At 47.7% G+C, this 17862-nt stretch carries 20 protein-coding genes and 1 riboswitch; of the genes, 17 read left to right on the forward strand and 3 right to left on the reverse strand.

The window, feature by feature from the left end:
* On the reverse strand, window positions 1-215 hold a 215-nt coding region (locus tag AC3ZFK_RS04575), incomplete at its 3' end, for an S-adenosylmethionine synthetase N-terminal domain-containing protein (protein ID WP_489433738.1).
* A 54-nt stretch (window positions 216-269) separates the two neighbouring features.
* Window positions 270-346, reverse strand: a riboswitch (SAM riboswitch).
* An 87-nt stretch (window positions 347-433) separates the two neighbouring features.
* On the opposite strand from AC3ZFK_RS04575, the gene AC3ZFK_RS04580 reads away from it, so the two are divergent.
* The 6 genes from AC3ZFK_RS04580 (at window position 434) to fba (ending at window position 8189) form a co-directional block, all read left to right on the forward strand.
* Window positions 434-991 (forward strand): thioredoxin family protein, encoded by a 558-nt coding sequence (locus tag AC3ZFK_RS04580; RefSeq protein WP_487506888.1) that lies wholly within the window; start codon window positions 434-436, stop codon window positions 989-991.
* A 253-nt stretch (window positions 992-1244) separates the two neighbouring features.
* Window positions 1245-3233 carry a transketolase gene (tkt, locus tag AC3ZFK_RS04585; RefSeq protein WP_487506889.1) on the forward strand — a complete coding sequence of 663 codons (1989 nt, stop codon included), beginning with the start codon at window positions 1245-1247 and terminating at the stop codon, window positions 3231-3233.
* A gap of 19 nt (window positions 3234-3252) precedes the next feature.
* Window positions 3253-4260 (forward strand): type I glyceraldehyde-3-phosphate dehydrogenase, encoded by a 1008-nt coding sequence (gene gap / locus AC3ZFK_RS04590; RefSeq protein WP_487506890.1) that lies wholly within the window; start codon window positions 3253-3255, stop codon window positions 4258-4260.
* Window positions 4261-4385: 125 nt separating this feature from the next.
* A complete protein-coding gene (locus tag AC3ZFK_RS04595; protein ID WP_487506891.1) occupies window positions 4386-5567 on the forward strand; it encodes a phosphoglycerate kinase in 1182 nt (393 codons plus the stop codon).
* 36 nt (window positions 5568-5603) lie between these two features.
* Window positions 5604-7046: a pyruvate kinase gene (gene pyk, locus AC3ZFK_RS04600; protein ID WP_487506892.1), complete on the forward strand. Its 1443-nt coding sequence runs from the start codon at window positions 5604-5606 to the stop codon at window positions 7044-7046.
* Window positions 7047-7127: 81 nt separating this feature from the next.
* Window positions 7128-8189, forward strand: coding sequence for a class II fructose-bisphosphate aldolase (gene fba, locus AC3ZFK_RS04605; RefSeq protein WP_487506893.1), 1062 nt, complete (start codon window positions 7128-7130; stop codon window positions 8187-8189).
* Window positions 8190-8274: 85 nt separating this feature from the next.
* Here fba and AC3ZFK_RS04610 read toward each other — a convergent pair whose 3' ends face one another.
* Together AC3ZFK_RS04610 and pilV are read right to left on the reverse strand one after the other, a co-directional pair.
* Window positions 8275-8946, reverse strand: coding sequence for a PilW family protein (locus tag AC3ZFK_RS04610; protein ID WP_487506894.1), 672 nt, complete (start codon window positions 8944-8946; stop codon window positions 8275-8277).
* Window positions 8946-9413: a type IV pilus modification protein PilV gene (gene pilV / locus AC3ZFK_RS04615; RefSeq protein ID WP_487506895.1), complete on the reverse strand. Its 468-nt coding sequence runs from the start codon at window positions 9411-9413 to the stop codon at window positions 8946-8948. Before pilV ends, AC3ZFK_RS04610 begins: the two co-directional genes overlap by 1 nt.
* A gap of 103 nt (window positions 9414-9516) precedes the next feature.
* Here pilV and AC3ZFK_RS04620 point away from each other — a divergent pair, with 103 nt between their 5' ends.
* From AC3ZFK_RS04620 to trpE, 11 genes are all read left to right on the forward strand, one after another.
* Complete coding sequence (locus tag AC3ZFK_RS04620) at window positions 9517-10251, forward strand: DUF1538 family protein (RefSeq protein WP_487506896.1); 735 nt, start codon at window positions 9517-9519, stop codon at window positions 10249-10251.
* Window positions 10252-10303: 52 nt separating this feature from the next.
* Window positions 10304-11032: a DUF1538 domain-containing protein gene (locus tag AC3ZFK_RS04625; protein ID WP_487506929.1), complete on the forward strand. Its 729-nt coding sequence runs from the start codon at window positions 10304-10306 to the stop codon at window positions 11030-11032.
* A gap of 44 nt (window positions 11033-11076) precedes the next feature.
* Complete coding sequence (locus AC3ZFK_RS04630; RefSeq protein WP_487506897.1) at window positions 11077-11424, forward strand: P-II family nitrogen regulator; 348 nt, start codon at window positions 11077-11079, stop codon at window positions 11422-11424.
* Window positions 11424-11846 (forward strand): CBS domain-containing protein, encoded by a 423-nt coding sequence (locus tag AC3ZFK_RS04635; protein ID WP_487506898.1) that lies wholly within the window; start codon window positions 11424-11426, stop codon window positions 11844-11846. Before AC3ZFK_RS04630 ends, AC3ZFK_RS04635 begins: the two co-directional genes overlap by 1 nt.
* Before the next feature lies 1 nt (window position 11847).
* Window positions 11848-12417 carry a 1,6-anhydro-N-acetylmuramyl-L-alanine amidase AmpD gene (gene ampD, locus AC3ZFK_RS04640; protein WP_487506899.1) on the forward strand — a complete coding sequence of 190 codons (570 nt, stop codon included), beginning with the start codon at window positions 11848-11850 and terminating at the stop codon, window positions 12415-12417.
* Window positions 12414-13268: a regulatory signaling modulator protein AmpE gene (gene ampE, locus AC3ZFK_RS04645; protein WP_487506900.1), complete on the forward strand. Its 855-nt coding sequence runs from the start codon at window positions 12414-12416 to the stop codon at window positions 13266-13268. The genes ampD and ampE overlap by 4 nt, the downstream gene beginning before the upstream one ends.
* Window positions 13268-13924 carry an alpha-ribazole phosphatase gene (gene cobC / locus AC3ZFK_RS04650; protein ID WP_487506901.1) on the forward strand — a complete coding sequence of 219 codons (657 nt, stop codon included), beginning with the start codon at window positions 13268-13270 and terminating at the stop codon, window positions 13922-13924. The genes ampE and cobC overlap by 1 nt, the downstream gene beginning before the upstream one ends.
* Before the next feature lie 54 nt (window positions 13925-13978).
* On the forward strand, window positions 13979-14764 hold the full coding sequence (djlA, locus tag AC3ZFK_RS04655) for a co-chaperone DjlA (protein ID WP_487506902.1): 786 nt from the start codon (window positions 13979-13981) through the stop codon (window positions 14762-14764).
* Window positions 14765-14843: 79 nt separating this feature from the next.
* Entirely contained in the window at window positions 14844-15536 is a 693-nt protein-coding gene (gene rpe / locus AC3ZFK_RS04660) for a ribulose-phosphate 3-epimerase (RefSeq protein WP_487506903.1), read from the forward strand.
* 27 nt (window positions 15537-15563) lie between these two features.
* On the forward strand, window positions 15564-16214 hold the full coding sequence (locus AC3ZFK_RS04665; RefSeq protein WP_487506930.1) for a phosphoglycolate phosphatase: 651 nt from the start codon (window positions 15564-15566) through the stop codon (window positions 16212-16214).
* The gene (gene trpE, locus AC3ZFK_RS04670) at window positions 16211-17713 is read left to right on the forward strand and encodes an anthranilate synthase component I (RefSeq protein WP_487506904.1); all 1503 of its coding nucleotides are present in this window, start codon (window positions 16211-16213) and stop codon (window positions 17711-17713) included. Before AC3ZFK_RS04665 ends, trpE begins: the two co-directional genes overlap by 4 nt.
* Window positions 17714-17862 lie beyond the last annotated feature (149 nt).

Consider the following 17862-nt stretch of genomic DNA (forward strand, 5'->3'; position numbering starts at 1 on the left):
TCCTCGGTATCAACCCATGCATTGGTGGTGATCTCACCGGCCAGAACAACCATGCCGGTCTTGACCATGGTCTCACAGGCAACGCGTGAGTGAATGTCTTCCTTCAATAGCGCGTCCAGCACGGCATCAGATATCTGATCAGCCATTTTGTCGGGGTGCCCCTCGGATACTGACTCCGAGGTGAAAAGCGCTGTATTGTTTATATCGTTACTCATGTCGGTCTATCTCTCCATAAAAAAACCCGCTCAACCAGTTGGCGTGCGGGCTTTTGAATTCTGACCTGCATCGCTTTAGCCGTATTTTTATAGCGCTCGCAAGCTGAGCTCAAATCAGCGCTGAGGAGGATTCTCCATGATTGGCAGTTTTTCTGTCAAGTTTTTTTGTCAGGTATTTTGTAGAATTGGCAAAAAAACATAATAAGGAGATTGTAGTTATGGTTAGTCTGGAGACGCCTGTTTGTGAGTTTGGTGTAGTGCTACCAGATTTTGAGCTGCCTGATGTCTATGGTTCGTTATGGACGCCAGAGAGTCTTAAGGGTGACAACGGTTTGTTGGTCATGTTTATATGTAACCATTGTCCCTATGTTAAGGCCATTCGTGAGCGTCTGGTAAGAGACACCAGAGAGCTGAAGTCTATGGGGGTACATAGTGTTGCGATCATGTCAAATGATCCAACCCAGTATGAGGAAGACTCTCCTGAGAACATGAAAAGAATTGCCGAGGAGTTTGATTTTTCGTTTCCGTATCTGCTTGATGAGAGTCAGGAGGTGGCCAAGGCGTTTGGTGCGGTTTGTACCCCGGATTTTTTCGGATATAACGCGAATTTAACTCTTCAGTATCGTGGCCGACTGGATGAGAGTCGAAAAGAGACTGCTCTGGAGGGGGTGCGTCGGGACCTTTTTGAGGCGATGAGAGAGGTTGCGGAGAGTGGATCTGGTCCAAAAGAGCAAATTCCAAGCATGGGTTGTTCCATCAAATGGAAAGATGAGTAAGAGCAATATTTATGTAACATATTGTTTTTGATCTGTATTTGTTTTTGGGGTTACTTTCTATAATGGGGTAATCCAAAATTCTGAATGCCCATATCATTCTCATTGGTTGATCCGATGCCTCTACTGAGTGAAAATGCACCGTTCATTCGTGCCGAATAGATCGGCATAAAGATTTTTGTAAACCCTGCTTCGGGTATAACTCAATGAGTTTGCCAGAGGTGTTGATTTCTTGCAGAGAAGGGAGAAGTTAGTTATGTCATCAAGAAGAGAACTGGCCAATGCAATTCGTGCATTGAGCATGGATGCAGTACAGAAGGCCAATTCCGGACATCCAGGTGCCCCAATGGGTATGGCTGATATCGCTGAGGTTTTGTGGAATGGACATATGAAGTTCAACCCAACCAATGCCAAGTGGGCGGATCGCGACCGTTTTGTTTTGTCCAATGGTCATGGCTCAATGTTGATCTACTCTCTGCTTCATCTGTCCGGGTTTGATCTAAGTATGCAGGACATCAAGAATTTCCGTCAGCTTCATGCCAAAACAGCAGGCCATCCTGAATATGGTTATGCGGACGGTATTGAGACTACAACTGGTCCCCTCGGACAAGGAATTACCAATGCGGTTGGCATGGCAATTGCGGAGCGTACGCTGGCAGCAGAATTCAACAAGCCAGACCGCAAGATTGTAGACCACAACACCTATGTATTTATGGGTGATGGCTGTTTGATGGAAGGGCTCTCCCACGAGGCCTGTGCAATGGCGGGGACGCTCGGTCTGGGCAAGCTGATCGCGGTTTGGGATGACAACGATATATCCATTGATGGCCATATCTCCGACTGGATGGAGAAGGATGTTGGCGGACGTTTTGAGTCATATGGCTGGCATGTAATTCGTGATGTAGATGGTCACGATGCAGAGGCAATCAGCGCCGCAATTGAGGCAGCAAAGGGTGAGACATCCAAGCCTTCCCTGATTTGTGCACGTACAACGATTGGGTTTGGTTCGCCAAATCTGTGTGGTACACATGACTGTCATGGTGCCCCACTGGGTGATGATGAAATTGCAGCAACCCGCAAGGAGTTGGGCTGGGAGCATGGCCCATTTGAGATTCCAGAAGAGGTTTACGCTGGTTGGGACCATAAGGAGCAGGGCAAGGCCGACGAGGCTGCCTGGCAGGTTCGTTTTGATGCCTATAAAGCAGAGTATCCTACCGAAGCAGCAGAGTTTGAGCGTCGAATGGCTGGTGATCTACCTGCCAACTTTGAGGTGGAGATGGATAAATTCATCAACCAGACTCAGGCGGATATGCCAAATATTGCCTCTCGCAAGGCGTCCCAGAATGCCATCGAGGCGATGGGACCAATCGTTCCTGAGTTGTTTGGCGGTTCTGCTGACCTGACCGGATCCAACCTGACTAACTGGTCTCGTACGGTGAAAGTCACTCCAGACAATGCGAAAGGCAACTATATCTCTTGGGGCGTACGTGAGTTTGGTATGGCGCACATGATGAACGGCATGGTTCTGCATGGTGGCTTCAAGGTTTACGGTGCCACCTTCTTCATGTTCATGGAGTTCATGCGCAACGCACTGCGTATGTCTGCATTGATGAAGATCGGTACCATCTATGTGTATACCCATGACTCTATCGGTCTGGGTGAGGACGGTCCTACCCATCAGCCTGTTGAGCAGTTGGCAACAATGCGTGCAATACCTAACTTCCAGACCTGGAGAGCATGTGATGCAATCGAGTCTGCAGTCTCCTGGAAGATGGCAATGCTCCGTGGTGATGCTCCGACTGCACTGGTCTTCTCGCGTCAGAACCTGACTCCAATGGAGCGCAGTGCTGAGCAGCTCAAAAATATTGAGAAGGGTGGTTACGTAATTAAGGACTGTGCTGGTGATGCAGATCTGATCATGATTGCAACCGGTTCTGAGGTTGGTCTGGCAGTTGATTCTGCTGCAGCAATGGGTGACGTTAATGTGCGTGTTGTATCCATGCCATCAACAGATGCATTTGATGTACAGGATCAGGCTTATAAGGATTCTGTCCTTACCCCTGGTGTGAAGCGTGTAGCTATCGAGGCTGGTGTGGACAATGGTTGGCACAAGTATGTTGGTCTTGAGGGGGCTGTGGTCTGTATGGACTCATTTGGTGAATCTGCACCAGCTGGTCAGCTGTTTGAACAGTTTGGATTTACGGTAGACAACGTGGTTGCTACTGCAAAGAAAGTTTTAGGTTAATTTTTAAGGAGTAAAAGAGATGACAATTAAAGTCGGAATTAATGGATTTGGCCGTATTGGCCGTATGGTTTTTCGTGCCGTTTATGATGAGGCTGAGTTCAATGACATCGAGATTGTTGGGGTAAATGATCTGCTTGATGCTGAATACCTTGCCTATATGCTGAAGTATGACTCAGTACATGGTCGTTTCAGTGGTGAAGTCTCCTCTGAAGAGGGTGCCCTGATTGTTGATGGACGCAAGATTCGCCTCACTGCTGAGCGTGATCCTGCTGATCTTAAGTGGGATGAGGTTGGCGCTGATCTGGTTGTTGACTCTACCGGTTTCTTCCTGACTGAAGAGGGTTGTCAGAAGCATATTGATGCTGGTGCCAAGAAGGTTGTGCAGTCTGCCCCATCCAAGGATGGCACTCCAATGTTTGTATATGGGGTAAACCATAATACATACGCAGGTCAGGCTATTGTCTCAGCCGCATCTTGTACTACCAACTGTCTGGCTCCTGTTGCCAAGGTTCTTAATGACAAGTGGGGCCTGAAGCGTGGTCTGATGACTACTGTTCACGCCGCAACTGCTACTCAGAAGACTGTTGATGGCCCATCCATGAAGGATTGGCGCGGTGGTCGTGGAATCTTGGAGAACATGATTCCCTCTTCTACTGGTGCTGCAAAGGCTGTAGGTGTTGTTCTTCCTGAGCTGAATGGCAAGCTGACCGGTATGGCTTTCCGTGTACCTACTTCTGACGTATCTGTTGTTGATCTGACTGTAGAGCTGGATAACGAGGCAAGCTACGATGATATCTGTGCTGCAATGAAGGAAGCATCTGAAGGCGAGATGAAGGGTACTCTTGGTTATACTGATGAGAAGGTTGTCTCTACAGACTTCCGTGGAATCAGCCAGTCATCAATCTTTGATTCCGAGGCTGGTATTGCACTGGACGGAACTTTTGTGAAGGTGGTCTCCTGGTACGACAATGAGTACGGATACACCTGCAACATGATGCGTTTTGTTCAGCACGTTGCAAATAACTAAGTTGAATATGTGATAGATCAGCCCCCAATATTGGGGGCTGATTTGTTTTGGGACCACTTAAACCAATAGAGTTTTTCGCAAAATGAAATTTTGCAAAAAACTTTTAAATATTCAGGAGTAATAGAATGTCTGTAATCAAGATGACCGAACTGGAGCTTGCGGGTAAACGTGTATTGATTCGTCAGGATCTCAATGTGCCGATCAAGGATGGCAAGGTGAGCAGTGATAAGCGCATTCGTGCATCCATGCCCACTATCGAGCACTGTATCAAGGCAGGTGCACAGGTGATGCTGATGTCTCATCTGGGACGTCCAACAGAGGGTGAGCCTGCTGCAGAGTTTTCTCTGAAGCCAGTTGCCGATTACCTGGCAGATGCTTTGGGCAGAGAGGTTGCACTGGTTACCGATTATCTGGACGGCGCACCATCCATGAATGATGGGGATGTGGTGCTGTTGGAGAATGTTCGCTTTAATGTGGGTGAGAAGAAAAATGATGAGGCGCTATCTGCAAAATATGCATCTCTCTGTGATCTTTATGTAATGGACGCATTTGGTACTGCACATCGTGCACAGGCCTCTACTCATGGTGTTGCCAGTGCCGCACCTGCTGCCTGTGCCGGACCTCTATTGGCTGGTGAGCTGGATGCACTGGGTAAGGCTCTGGATAATCCAGCGCGCCCAATGGCCGCCATTGTTGGTGGCTCCAAGGTCTCTACCAAGCTGACTGTTTTGGAGTCACTTTCTGGTGTGGTTGATCAGCTTATTCCTGGCGGGGGTATTGCCAATACATTTATTGCAGCTGCAGGGCATAATGTTGGTAAATCCTTGTTTGAAGAGAATCTGATTCCTGAAGCTCAGCGCCTGATGGATGCAGCAAAGGCCAAGGGCGGCGAGATTCCTGTGCCAACTGATGTAGTGGTTGGCAAGGAATTCTCCGAGTCTGCCGAGGCAATAGTCAAGAAGGTTGAGGATGTTGAAGATGATGATATGATTTTTGATATCGGCCCAGAAACTTCAGCCCGTTTTGCAGAGATGATGAAGGTTGCTGGTACAGTTGTCTGGAATGGCCCGGTTGGAGTTTTTGAGTTTGACCAGTTTGGTGAGGGCACCAAGTCACTTGGAATGGCTATTGCCAACTCTGATGCATTCTCCATTGCTGGTGGTGGTGATACCCTGGCAGCAGTGGACAAATATGGTATTTCCGACAAGGTCTCCTATATTTCCACTGGTGGCGGTGCATTCCTTGAGTTTCTTGAAGGTAAAAAGTTACCTGCAGTAGCTATTCTCGAAGAGCGCGCAAAAGGATAGAATGGGAGCTTCATTTATCCTTATGGTGGGAACAGTATGCTAAGACGTACAAAAATCATTGCAACTCTTGGTCCGGCAACGGATTCACCAGAATCGCTGGACAGGCTTATTGAGGCTGGCATTGATGTAGTACGGCTGAACTTCTCTCATGGTACAGAGGAGGATCACCTGAAGCGTGCCGAGGCTGTTCGTAATCGTGCACGTGCTCATGGTAGACAGGTTGGTGTAATTGCCGATCTGCAAGGGCCAAAGATTCGTATAGGACGCTTTGAGAATGGCAAGATTGAACTTGTTGAGGGAGATCGGTTCTGTGTTGATATGGATCTGGATATTGATTCTGGACATCAACAAGCTGTAGGATCAACCTACAAGAGCCTCCATAAAGATGTATCCAGAGGTGATTCCCTGTTGCTTGATGATGGACGAATTGTTCTCTGGGTCTCCGAGATTGATGAGAGAAAGATCTGCTGCAGGGTGACAACAGGCGGAAAACTCTCTGATAATAAAGGTATTAACCTGCAGGGTGGAGGGCTCTCTGCCTGCGCATTGACTGAGAAAGATAAAAACGACCTCAAGATTGCTGCAAAGATGCAGGCTGACTATATAGCTGTCTCTTTTGTTCGTAGTGCAGAGGATGTTCGTGAGGCCAGAAAACTGCTGGAAGAGGCAAACTGGGGCAACTGTGGAATTATCTCCAAGATAGAGAGGGCAGAGGCAATCTCTGTGGCTGATGATATTGTTGCGGAATCTGATGGAATTATGATTGCCCGCGGTGATCTGGGTGTGGAGATAGGTGATGCATCTCTCCCTCCTGTACAGAAACGGTTGATTAAATTGGCCCGCTCCATGGATCGTATTGCAATTACTGCTACTCAGATGATGGAGAGCATGATTGAGAATCCAATTCCCACTCGTGCCGAGGTCTTTGATGTAGCCAATGCAGTACTGGATGGCACTGATGCCGTGATGCTCTCTGGAGAGACTGCAGTTGGAAAATACCCTGAGAAGGTGGTTGAGGCGATGGCAGAGATCTGTCTGGAAGCTGAACAGCAGCGTGTCGCCAAGGTCTCCGGCCATAGAATGAATGAACATTTTACTCGTCGAGATGAGGCTATTGCGATGGCTGCAATGTATACAGCCAACCATCTTGGTGTAAAGGCGATTGCCTCACTGACCGAGTCCGGCGCCACAGCACTCTGGATGTCGAGGATCAGCTCTGGTATCCCTATCTTTGCAATGACACGCAATCTGCAGACTCGTCGCAAGGTTACCCTCTATAGAGGAGTTTATCCTGTGAGTTTCGATTTGACTAACAAGAGCAAGGATGAGGTGAATCAGGAGATGATTGATGAGCTGACCCGCAGAGGGGTTGTAAGAACAAAAGATACTGTAATTCTTACCAAGGGGGATTTGGTAGGTGAAGGTGGAGGGACAAATACGATGAAGATCTGTCGTGTTGGAGAAAGAGTTATTTCGTAACTATGCAGCGTTGATCTGTATAGTTACTGTTTTGTTAATTGTTATATTTGATTGTTTTAAGTTAATTTAAGGAGAAGATCGATGCTGATTTCAATGCGTCAATTGCTGGATCATGCGGCTGAAAATGGCTATGGAATGCCTGCATTCAACGTTAATAATATGGAGCAGGTGCATGCAATTATGCAGGCTGCAGATGAGACTAATAGTCCCGTAATCATGCAGGGTTCTGCTGGTGCGCGTTCTTATGCAGGTGAGCCATTCCTGCGTCATCTGATCTCTGCTGCGGTTGAGATGTATCCGCATATTCCTGTTGTTATGCATCAGGACCATGGCTCTGAACCAGCAATCTGCCTGCGTTCCATTCAGTCCGGTTTTACCTCGGTCATGATGGATGGCTCACTGATGGCAGACTGCAAGACCCCATCAACGTTCGAGTACAACGTTGATGTTACAAAGACAGTTGTAGATATGGCTCATGCTGGCGGTGTATCTGTTGAGGGTGAGTTGGGTTGTCTCGGATCACTGGAGACTGGTGAGATGGGTGAGGAAGATGGCCACGGTGCAGAGGGCAAGCTTGATCTGGATATGTTGCTGACTGATCCTGAAGAGGCTGCAACTTTTGTAAAAGAGACCGGGGTTGATGCTCTGGCAATCGCTATCGGTACCTCTCATGGTGCCTACAAGTTTACCCAGGAGCCAACCGGTGAGGTGTTGCGAATTGATCGAATCAAGGAGATCAATGCACGAATTCCAGATACTCATCTGGTTATGCACGGTTCATCTTCAGTACCTCAGGAGTGGTTGAAGATTATCAATGACTTCGGTGGAGATATGGGCCAGACCTATGGTGTTCCGGTTTCTGAGATTGTGGAGGGAATCAAGAATGGTGTGCGCAAGGTAAATATTGATACTGATCTGCGTATGGCATCTACCGGTTCTGTGCGCCGCCATCTTCAGGAGAATGCATCCAACTTTGATCCACGCAAGTTCCTCAAAGAGGCAACCAATGGAATGAAAGAGATCTGCAAGAATCGTTACCAGGAGTTTGGTTGTGAGGGTATGGCAGACAAGATCAAGCCAACTTCGCTTGAGGTTATGTTTGGTCGTTATGGATCTGGCGAGCTTGATCCAAAGATCAACTGATCAGTTTTCTGCTGTTATTAAAAAAGCCCGCAACTGCGGGCTTTTTTATTGTGGGAATGACGAAGATTGGGTTTTTTCAGCCTCCTTAACGGTTTCTCAGCTGAGTTGTTGTTTGATAGATAGTGCGCAGATATTTATCATTAAAAGGGCCATGGGTAATTCCAAGAAGGTCATAACTGCTCGTGTCACTGGCTTGTCGTACAGCAAGTTGGCTCTTTAGCAGTATCGCAACCTGAATAGTATCCACCTTGTCCCAATCAGAGATATCGTTGGCATCCAGATAGCGATCAATTGAGCCATCTTCATCAAGGTCGATACCAAAACGAAACTGTAACCCATCAATATAACTGGTTAGTGTCTGTGGGGATGGTGATGAGGAGCCATTCCCATTGCACATAAAATTACTGTTATCCAGATAGTATAAAACAGTAGTAGAGGATGATCCGGCACAATCTTTTGCCCCTTGGTAGCTAATGGTTAGAGAGTCACTGCTCTTTTCACCACTGTCATCAGTGGCTGATAGAGCCGTTCCAGAGAAACTGTCGGCAGGGTACCCAATTTTTTTGATCTCTGCAGATAGGAACTGGACAAGATGACGGCCTCTCTCATGTAGATCAAGCCACTGCTGTTCATATTGAAAGCTCTCTCTGCTATCAACAAATAGCTGGGTTGTTGTGAGTAGTATAGTAATTCCCAGGGTAATTGAGACCAGTAGTTCAACAAGAGTAAAACCACTACTATCAGTAGAAGTTGACATTATCGAGGATAAAAAGTGAGCGAGTAGGATGGAGTAGCCTCACCATCTGCCCATGTAATAGTTACTTGATACATGTTGCCTGCAGGATTGCTAATATCGCCAGTCCCAGATGGGAGCATGCTGGCGTTTTGCCGGTTCCATTCTCGGAAATCAAATCTGGCCATATTTTCAGGGTCACAGTGCGCTGTTGTGCAATCTGTTCCTGACGGCTCTCCTGAGAGACCAAGATAGGTGCCCGCATCAACCGCAGACGGGTTGGCTCTGATTCTCTCCACCATACCCATCCCCTGCATGGTGGCCAGATCGTGCATGGTTGCTCCATGTGATGACTTTAGTGATATGGCGTAAAGAGCAGCAAGTCCAAGTAGTGCTGTCGTAAGCAGGAAAAGAGAGATCAGTGTCTCAATCAGGGTGTATCCACCTGGCCAACCAGCAGGGAAGATGTTTTGTTTATGGGTGCTATTCATTGTCAGTAAAATAATAGCTGTTGCGACCAGAGATCTTCAAGTCACGATTAAGGATCTGCATCCATGGGTACGGGCGTTGCCTCTAGTGGTATAGTCCTCAGTCATGAATGAATCATTTCGTGGCTTTCTGCATACGCTATTTGGAAGTTTGCGTGATCTGGCACCGATCATACTGGTGATCGGATTTTTTCAGATGGCCATTCTGCAGCAACCGATAGAGAATATATCAGCTATTGTAGCAGGACTTTTTCTGGTGGTGCTGGGGTTAACCTTCTTTATCTATGGTCTTGAGATGGGGCTGTTTCCTGTGGGAGAAGGTATGGCGGAGGCATTGGCCAGAAAAGGCAGTCTTCCATGGTTGATGGCATTCTCTTTTCTGCTTGGGTTCGGGACGACGATTGCTGAGCCAGCACTGATTCTTGTGGCAGAGAAAGCGTCAGAGGTGGCTGCAGTAGGGGGGATGATTGGTAATAGTTCCCAAGAGAAGATGGAGTATGCGCTGGGGTTGCGTTATACGGTTGCTTTTTCAGTAGGGCTGGCAATTCTGTTGGGGGTGATCAGGATTCTTAAAGGGTGGCCAATACAGTATCTTATTATTGGAGGATACGTTGGGGTTGTGATCATGACGCTATTTGCCCCAGATGAGATTATTGGTCTTGCCTATGATGCAGGCGGTGTGACTACTTCAACGGTAACAGTGCCACTGGTGACGGCATTGGGTGTGGGGTTGGCCAGTAGTATCCGTGGAAGAAATCCACTGACTGACGGGTTTGGACTGATCGCCTTTGCCTCTCTTACCCCCATGATCTTTGTTATGGGATACGGGATGGTGATTTAGAGTGGATTTTCTGGCATCTTTTTCCGACTCACTACTCTCAACAGCATGGGACATGTTTCCTATTGTCGTCATCATATTTGGTTTTCAGTTTTTGGTTATTCGCAGACCAATATCCAACTTGCGCCAGGTGTTGGTTGGTTTCTTTTATGTTTTGCTGGGCCTCTCACTGTTTTTGATGGGGCTGGATCAGGCGATTTTTCCACTAGGTGAACAGATGGCAATACAGCTCTCTGACCCACTATTTATCAGTGGAGAGTCAGGTGATGCCGTAGCTGAGCTTTTGTGGAGTGACTACGGTTGGGTCTATCTTTTTGCTGCAACCATTGGTTTTTCAACAACAATTGCAGAGCCATCCTTGTTGGCTGTAGCCCTGAAGGCAGAGGACGTGTCCGGTGGCACGGTTGAGGCGAACGGTTTAAGAGTTGCGGTTGCCATTGGTGTTGCAGTTGGGATTTCCCTGGGAGCGTGGCGAATTGTGGTTGGTATACCGCTCTACTATTTTATTATTTCTGGTTATGTCATTGTGATGATACAGACATATTTTGCTCCCAAATTTATTACCGCACTGGCTTATGATTCTGGGGGGGTTACAACATCAACGGTAACAGTGCCGCTGGTGGCTGCGTTGGGGTTGGGGCTCGCAAGTTCCGTGCCGGGGAGAAGTGAGTTGATGGATGGGTTCGGTCTGATTGCGTTTGCCAGTCTGTTTCCGATTATTGCTGTTTTGGGATATGTGCAACTCTCTGAATGGAGTGCACGTAAGTATAAAAATAGGGAGTGAGTGGTTATGTATTTTAAAACGCTGATTATGACAGGAGAAGAGTAATGCATTTCAAATTATTGATCGCATTGGTTGGAGAGAATAAAACTGAAACGGTGCTCAATGCCGCCAGAAATGCCGGGGCAACAGGCGCCACAGTAATCAACCATACACGGGGAGAGGGGCTGAAAGTAACCAAGACATTCTTCGGACTCTCGTTGGAGACAAATCGAGACATGATAATGTTCATTGTTGAGGAGCACCTTAGTAGAAAGATTCTGGAGACCATTGGAGATGTAGGTGGTTTCAGTAAACCGGGAACAGGCGTGGTTTTCCAGATTGATATTGAGGATGTGGTTGGGATCTCGAAACAGATCGAGAGTTTGACTGATGTTGTAGAGGAGCAAATATGATGGAAAGAGAAAAAGTTGTCCGCGTAAAGGATGTAATGAAGAAGAATTTCGATATGGTTGATGGCCTTGCCACAATCTCTGAGGCATTGACTGAGATGAATCATGTTGAGAACAAATCACTGATTGTGGACAAGCGCCATGATGATGATGAGTTCGGGATCTTGTTGATCTCCGATATCGCCAGACTGGTACTGGCCAAAGGGCGTGCTCCGGAACGTGTCAATGTCTACGAGATCATGTCCAAGCCAGTCATCACCGTCGATTCGGATATGAATATTCGGTACTGCGCAAGGCTGTTTGAACGCTTCAAGCTCTCCCGAGCTCCGGTAGTGGATGACAGGAAGGTTGTCGGTATAGTCAGCTTTACCGACCTGGTTCTGAAGGGGATGTGTGAGATCTCTGAATCTTGTAACCAGGACTGATTTGAATACCTCGATTTTCTCTATTGATGGTGGTGGCTGGATCATTGAGGCAGATAAAGTTTCATCACCTAATTGTGATGAGCGACCTGATGGCGATGAGATTGATCTGCTGGTTGTTCATGGAATAAGTTTGCCAGCTGGTAAGTTTGGAACCCCGTACATAGATCAGCTGTTTACCAACCAGCTGGATACCACAGAAGTTCAGGAGCTTGAGGCATTAAAAGATCTGAGGGTGTCGGCACATCTACTCATTCATCGTGATGGGCGACTGGTACAATATGTTCCACTGTCAAAACGTGCCTGGCATGCTGGAGTATCCTCCTTCAGAGGAAGAGAGCGTTGCAATGACTTCTCAATAGGGGTTGAGTTGGAAGGGAGTGATTATATCGCCTATACAGACATCCAATATAATCGTCTGGCATCTTTGATTGCGGCAATAAAAAGAGAGTATCCTCAGATTGTTAAAGATAGAATTGTTGGTCACTCGGATATCGCACCAGGCAGAAAAAGTGATCCTGGACCGGCTTTTGAGTGGGAGAGGTTGTTTGAGAAAATGGAGACAAAACTGTGACACTGTTGGCTATATTGATCACCCTGGGAATTGAGCGTTTCTACCGTGTTCTGGATGAGTACAGAAACCTGGGATGGTTTTCTGTCTGGGGGCGCTGGGTGGTTCGTCATCAATCGGTTCAGGGAGAGTGGGTTGGTATAGCCACAACCCTGCTGATACTTTTTGTGCCTCTGCTTATAGTGGAGCAGCTAAACTGGTGGATGGCTGATGGAGGATGGCTTCCTGAGATGCTTTTTAGCGTGGTTGTTCTTGTTCTATCCATAGGCCCCAGAGATCTCCGCGGGCAGGTTGAGAGCATATTGGAGAGTTGGTCAAAAGATGATATCGAGGGTGGACTTCTCCATGCGGAGGGGATGCTTGAAGGTGAGCTACCAGAAGATAAACAGGGTGTGGTTAGAGCGTTGACTGAGTCTGTCTTGATAGAGGCAAACTCTCGACTCTTCTCGGTAATATTCTGGTTTGCTCTTTTTGGCCCGGCGGCAGGGTTACTGGTCAGGCTTGGATTGATGTTGGAAGATATTCAGAGTAGTGATGATGGCGAACCAACCATGATTCAGCAGCTAAATCAGTTACTGGCGTGGCCACCAGCACACATAGTTGCGATAAGTTATGCAATGGTCGGGGATTTCTCCTCATCGTTCCACAATATCAGAGAGCATGCGGGTGACTGGAGCAGCAACAGTGATATTTTACGAAACTCAGGACTGGGTGCTATACGTCTAGAGCCTGTAAAGAGTAGTGAGCCTGCTGATCTGCAAGAGGTATGGGATGCGTTGGAGATGGTCAGAAGATCAGAGATTGTATGGGTAACCTTCCTGGCGCTGTTAATCCTGTTTGGATATGGTGGTTAGTGGTTTCACAAGCTCTGCCTGATAACATGGAGTTCACCACTGTCGATCTTATTCGTCATGGAGAGCCAGAGGGCGGAAGCCGCTATCGAGGGCATATTGATGATCCACTCAGCAAGAGAGGGTGGGAGCAGATGCGCAGTGTGGTAGAGGAGTTCGCGCCATGGAACAGGGTATTAACATCACCATTGAGTCGTTGTCGTGAGTTTGCGGTCGAGCTTGCGGAGAGAGAGCAGATTCCAATGGAAGAGATTCGGGATTTTATGGAGATTGGGTTTGGTGCCTGGGAGGGAAAAAGTGCCAAGGAGTTAATGGATGATGATCCTGAGTCCCTTCGCCGTTTCTGGAGTGATCCAATAAATAATACGCCACCAGATGCAGAGACCATTGGTGATTTCTCTCAGCGGATTACTGTACGGTGGGAACAGATAATTAATGATTTTCGAGGAGAGCATATGTTGGTGGTGGGGCATGCAGGGGTGATCAGGATGATTATTAGCCATGTTCTGGGAATGCCAATGGAGAGAATGTTCCGTATAGATGTGCCAAACGCAGGAATCAGCAGAATTCAGATAGACCATTTTGGTGAAGAGTCTCTGCCAAGACTTATTTTTCATGCAGGCATACTTGAACAACATGGAGCCTCTGAAAAAGCTTGATGGGATGGGGGTTTTGGGGGAATGGCTCCATAGGTAACTTAAAAGGATAGCAGTATGGGTTGGGCAGGAAAAATATTGGGTGGTGCATTTGGCTTTATGTTGGGCGGGCCGCTCGGCGCATTGATTGGCGCCTCATTTGGACATAATTTTGACAAAGGGATGCGTAGCGCCTCATCGTCTGGTGGATGGGGTATTGGCAATCAACAGAGGGTGCAGACTGCGTTCTTTACCGCAACATTCTCTGTTATGGGGCATGTGGCCAAAGCTGATGGAAAGGTAACGGCAGATGAAATTCAGATGGCACGTGCCGTTATGGATCACCTTCAGCTTGATGCCAATCTTCGCAAGGCAGCAGAGAAGCTGTTTAACGAGGGCAAGAGAGCAGGCTTCCCGCTGGACGACCTTCTTCATCAGTTCCGTCAAGAGACAAGCAGGCGTACAACATTAATCCAGATGTTTATGGAGATTCAGCTCCAGGCAGCCTATGCGGATGGGGTATTGCATCCTGCAGAGAAGAAGATTCTTCTCCACATAAGCTCCATTCTGGGTATTCCCCGCGCCCTCTATGATCAACTGGAATCCATGGTTAAATCTGGTGGTAGCACTCAACGTGGGTCATCAAACAGACCAACGCTAAGCGCTGCTTACAAGGCGCTTGGTCTGAAACAGGATGCAACCGATGCGGAGGTGAAGCGTGCCTATCGTCGCTTGATGAGTCAGCATCACCCTGACAAGCTGGTAGCGAAAGGATTGCCTGAAGAGATGATGAAAATGGCTACAGAGAAGACCCATCAGATCAGGATGGCCTATGAGGCAATTCAGGAATCCAGAAAAAAATAGTTTCCCCTGGGGAAATGAAAAATATCCCCCCATCCTGTAGAGTTCCCATTTTGATTAACTCATTTTTGAAGGAATAAACATGAAAGATAATCTGATTGCCCCATCCATCCTGTCGGCTGATTTTGCAAAACTGGGAGATGAAGTAGATAAGGTGTTGGCAGCAGGTGCTGATGTTGTCCACTTTGATGTAATGGACAACCATTATGTTCCAAACCTTACAATTGGTCCTCTAGTGTGTGATGCACTACGTAGTCATGGGGTGACTGCCGAGATTGATGTACATATGATGGTAAAGCCGGTGGACAGAATTATTCCAGATTTTGCCAAGGCTGGGGCATCCTATATTACATTTCATCCAGAGGCCTCAGAGCATATCGATCGCTCGTTGGCATTGATCAAGGAGCAAGGTTGCAAATCCGGTTTGGTCTTTAATCCTGCGACCCCGTTGAGTCATCTTGATTATGTAATGGACAAGATTGATATGGTGTTGCTGATGTCAGTGAACCCTGGTTTTGGGGGGCAGAGCTTTATTCCGGCTACCATGGACAAGTTACGTGCAGCCCGCAAGATGATTGATGAGAGCGGGTATGACATCCGTCTGGAGATTGATGGCGGCGTCAAGGTTAACAATATTCGTGAAATCAGAGAGGCTGGAGCAGATACCTTTGTGGCAGGTTCAGCGATATTTGGTGCAGGGCAGGATTCTGATCCAAATCGTTACGATAGCGTCATTGGAGAAATGCGCGCTGAGCTGGCTAAAGCGTCTGTATAGAGAGCCAAGTAGTTGAAGCTTCCCGGTATGGTGTTGATCGATGTTGATGGAACACTGGTAGACAGTGTTCCTGATCTGGCGTGGTGTGTGGACGAGATGATGTCCAAAATCGGTATGCCAACACGCGGCGAGAGCAGAGTGCGTGAGTGGGTTGGGAATGGTGTGGAGCGACTGGTTGGTCGCGCATTGACCAATTCTCTGGATGGTAAACCTGAGGGAGAGTTGTTTGAACAGGCGCTTCCTATATTTTCAGAGCTTTATGCAGAAAATACCAGCAAGCGTAGCCAGCTCTATCCAGGTGTTGAAGAGGGGCTGGAGTGGCTCAAAAGTCAGCCGGTTCGCCTTGGTTGTGTAACCAACAAGGCGGCACGCTATACAAACCCGCTACTGAATGATCTTGGTATTGCAGATGCATTTGAGATAGTGGTGAGTGGCGATACCCTGAGTGTAAAAAAGCCCGATCCAGGGCCACTGCTCCATGTGTCCAATTTCTTCGGTCTTGCACCAAATGAAGCACTTATGGTTGGAGACTCAGTAAGTGATGTAAAGGCAGCCAGAGCGGCCGGATTTGAGATCGTCTGTATGTCATACGGCTATAACCATGGGGAGGATATTCGCACCTCCAACCCGGATGCAGTAATTGATTCGATGGCTGAATTGCCGTCACTTTTTCAATGAACCAATCAACATTCCAGGATCTTGCAGACAGCTCTATACAGCAGGGATATAACCGGATTCCTTTAACCCGAGAGGTCATGGCAGACCTGGATACACCGCTGTCGGCATATCGCAAGGTTGCAGAGGGGCCATGGAGCTACCTGTTTGAGTCAGTGCAGGGTGGAGAGAAATGGGGGCGTTACTCCATTATAGGGCTACCGGCAAAGACAGTTATCCGGGTTAATGGCCATGCAATTACTATCGAAACAGATGGTGAGGATATTAAATCACTGGAGAGCAGCGATCCGCTGAGCTGGATAGAGGAGTATAGATCACGTTTCAAAGTTGCCGAGTGTGATGGGCTGCCAAGGTTTACCGGCGGGTTAGTTGGTTGCTTTGGTTACGATACCGTACGCCTGATTGAAGAGCGCCTGTCAGATATTCCAGAGGCGGACCCTCTTGATAATCCCGACATTATCCTAATGGTCTCTGAAGAGGTGTTGGTGTTCGACAACCTTAGTGGCAAGCTCCACATTGTTATCCATGTTGATCCAAAACAGCAGAATGCGTGGCAGCAGGGGCAACAGAGACTTGATGAAATAGCTACCAAACTGAATACACCAATTCCAGTTATGGGAGAGGGGCTACGGCGCAGGGTAAAGGAGGATGATTTTGTCTCTGGGTTCAGTCAGGACAAATTTGAGCATGCAGTAGAGAAGATAAAGGAGTACATTGTTGAGGGTGATGTGATGCAGGTAGTAATCTCGCAGCGTCTCTCTATCCCGTTTCATGCCCCACCACTTAATCTATATCGTGCGCTGCGTACACTTAACCCGTCCCCTTATATGTACTACCTGGATCTGGGTGATTTTCATGTTGTTGGTTCATCCCCAGAAATTCTGACCAGAGTAGAAGATGGCATTGTTACAGTGCGCCCGATTGCCGGTACAAGGCGTCGAGGTCACAATGAAGAGGAGGATCTGGTTCTCGAGAAAGAGTTATTGGCAGACCCAAAAGAGCTGGCAGAGCATCTTATGCTGATTGATCTTGGACGCAACGATGTTGGTCGTGTGGCTGAAACTGGAACAGTTGAGCTGACAGAGAATATGAAGATTGAGCGCTACTCCCATGTGATGCATATCGTCTCAAATGTCACCGGAAAGCTGAAAAAGGGGATGAGTGCAATGGATGCACTACGTGCAACTTTTCCTGCAGGAACAGTCAGTGGGGCACCAAAAATTCGTGCCATGGAGATTATTGATGAGCTGGAACCAGTCAAGCGCGGAATTTATGCTGGAGCAGTCGGCTATATTGGCTGGAATGGAAACATGGATACTGCGATAGCAATTCGTACAGCAGTTATAAAAAATGGGGAACTTCACGTCCAGGCAGGCGCTGGAGTGGTGCATGACTCTATTCCAAAACTGGAGTGGAAAGAGACCATGAACAAGGGCCGTGCAATATTCCGCGCCGTAGAGATGGCAGAGGCTGGTTTGGACAACAGAGAGAGCACCTGCTGATGGAAGTAAATGCAGTTGGTCTTAACTGAAAGTTAAGGTGCTGTGTTAAGGAACCTCTGAAAAAGCGTAATGGGATGGGGGTTTGGGGGAAGGGCTCAACAGGTGTTGTTGTAACATACTGAACTATAATCCTTCCCCCATAGGATAAC

The sequence above is a fragment of the Candidatus Thiopontia autotrophica genome, from assembly GCF_982804495.1.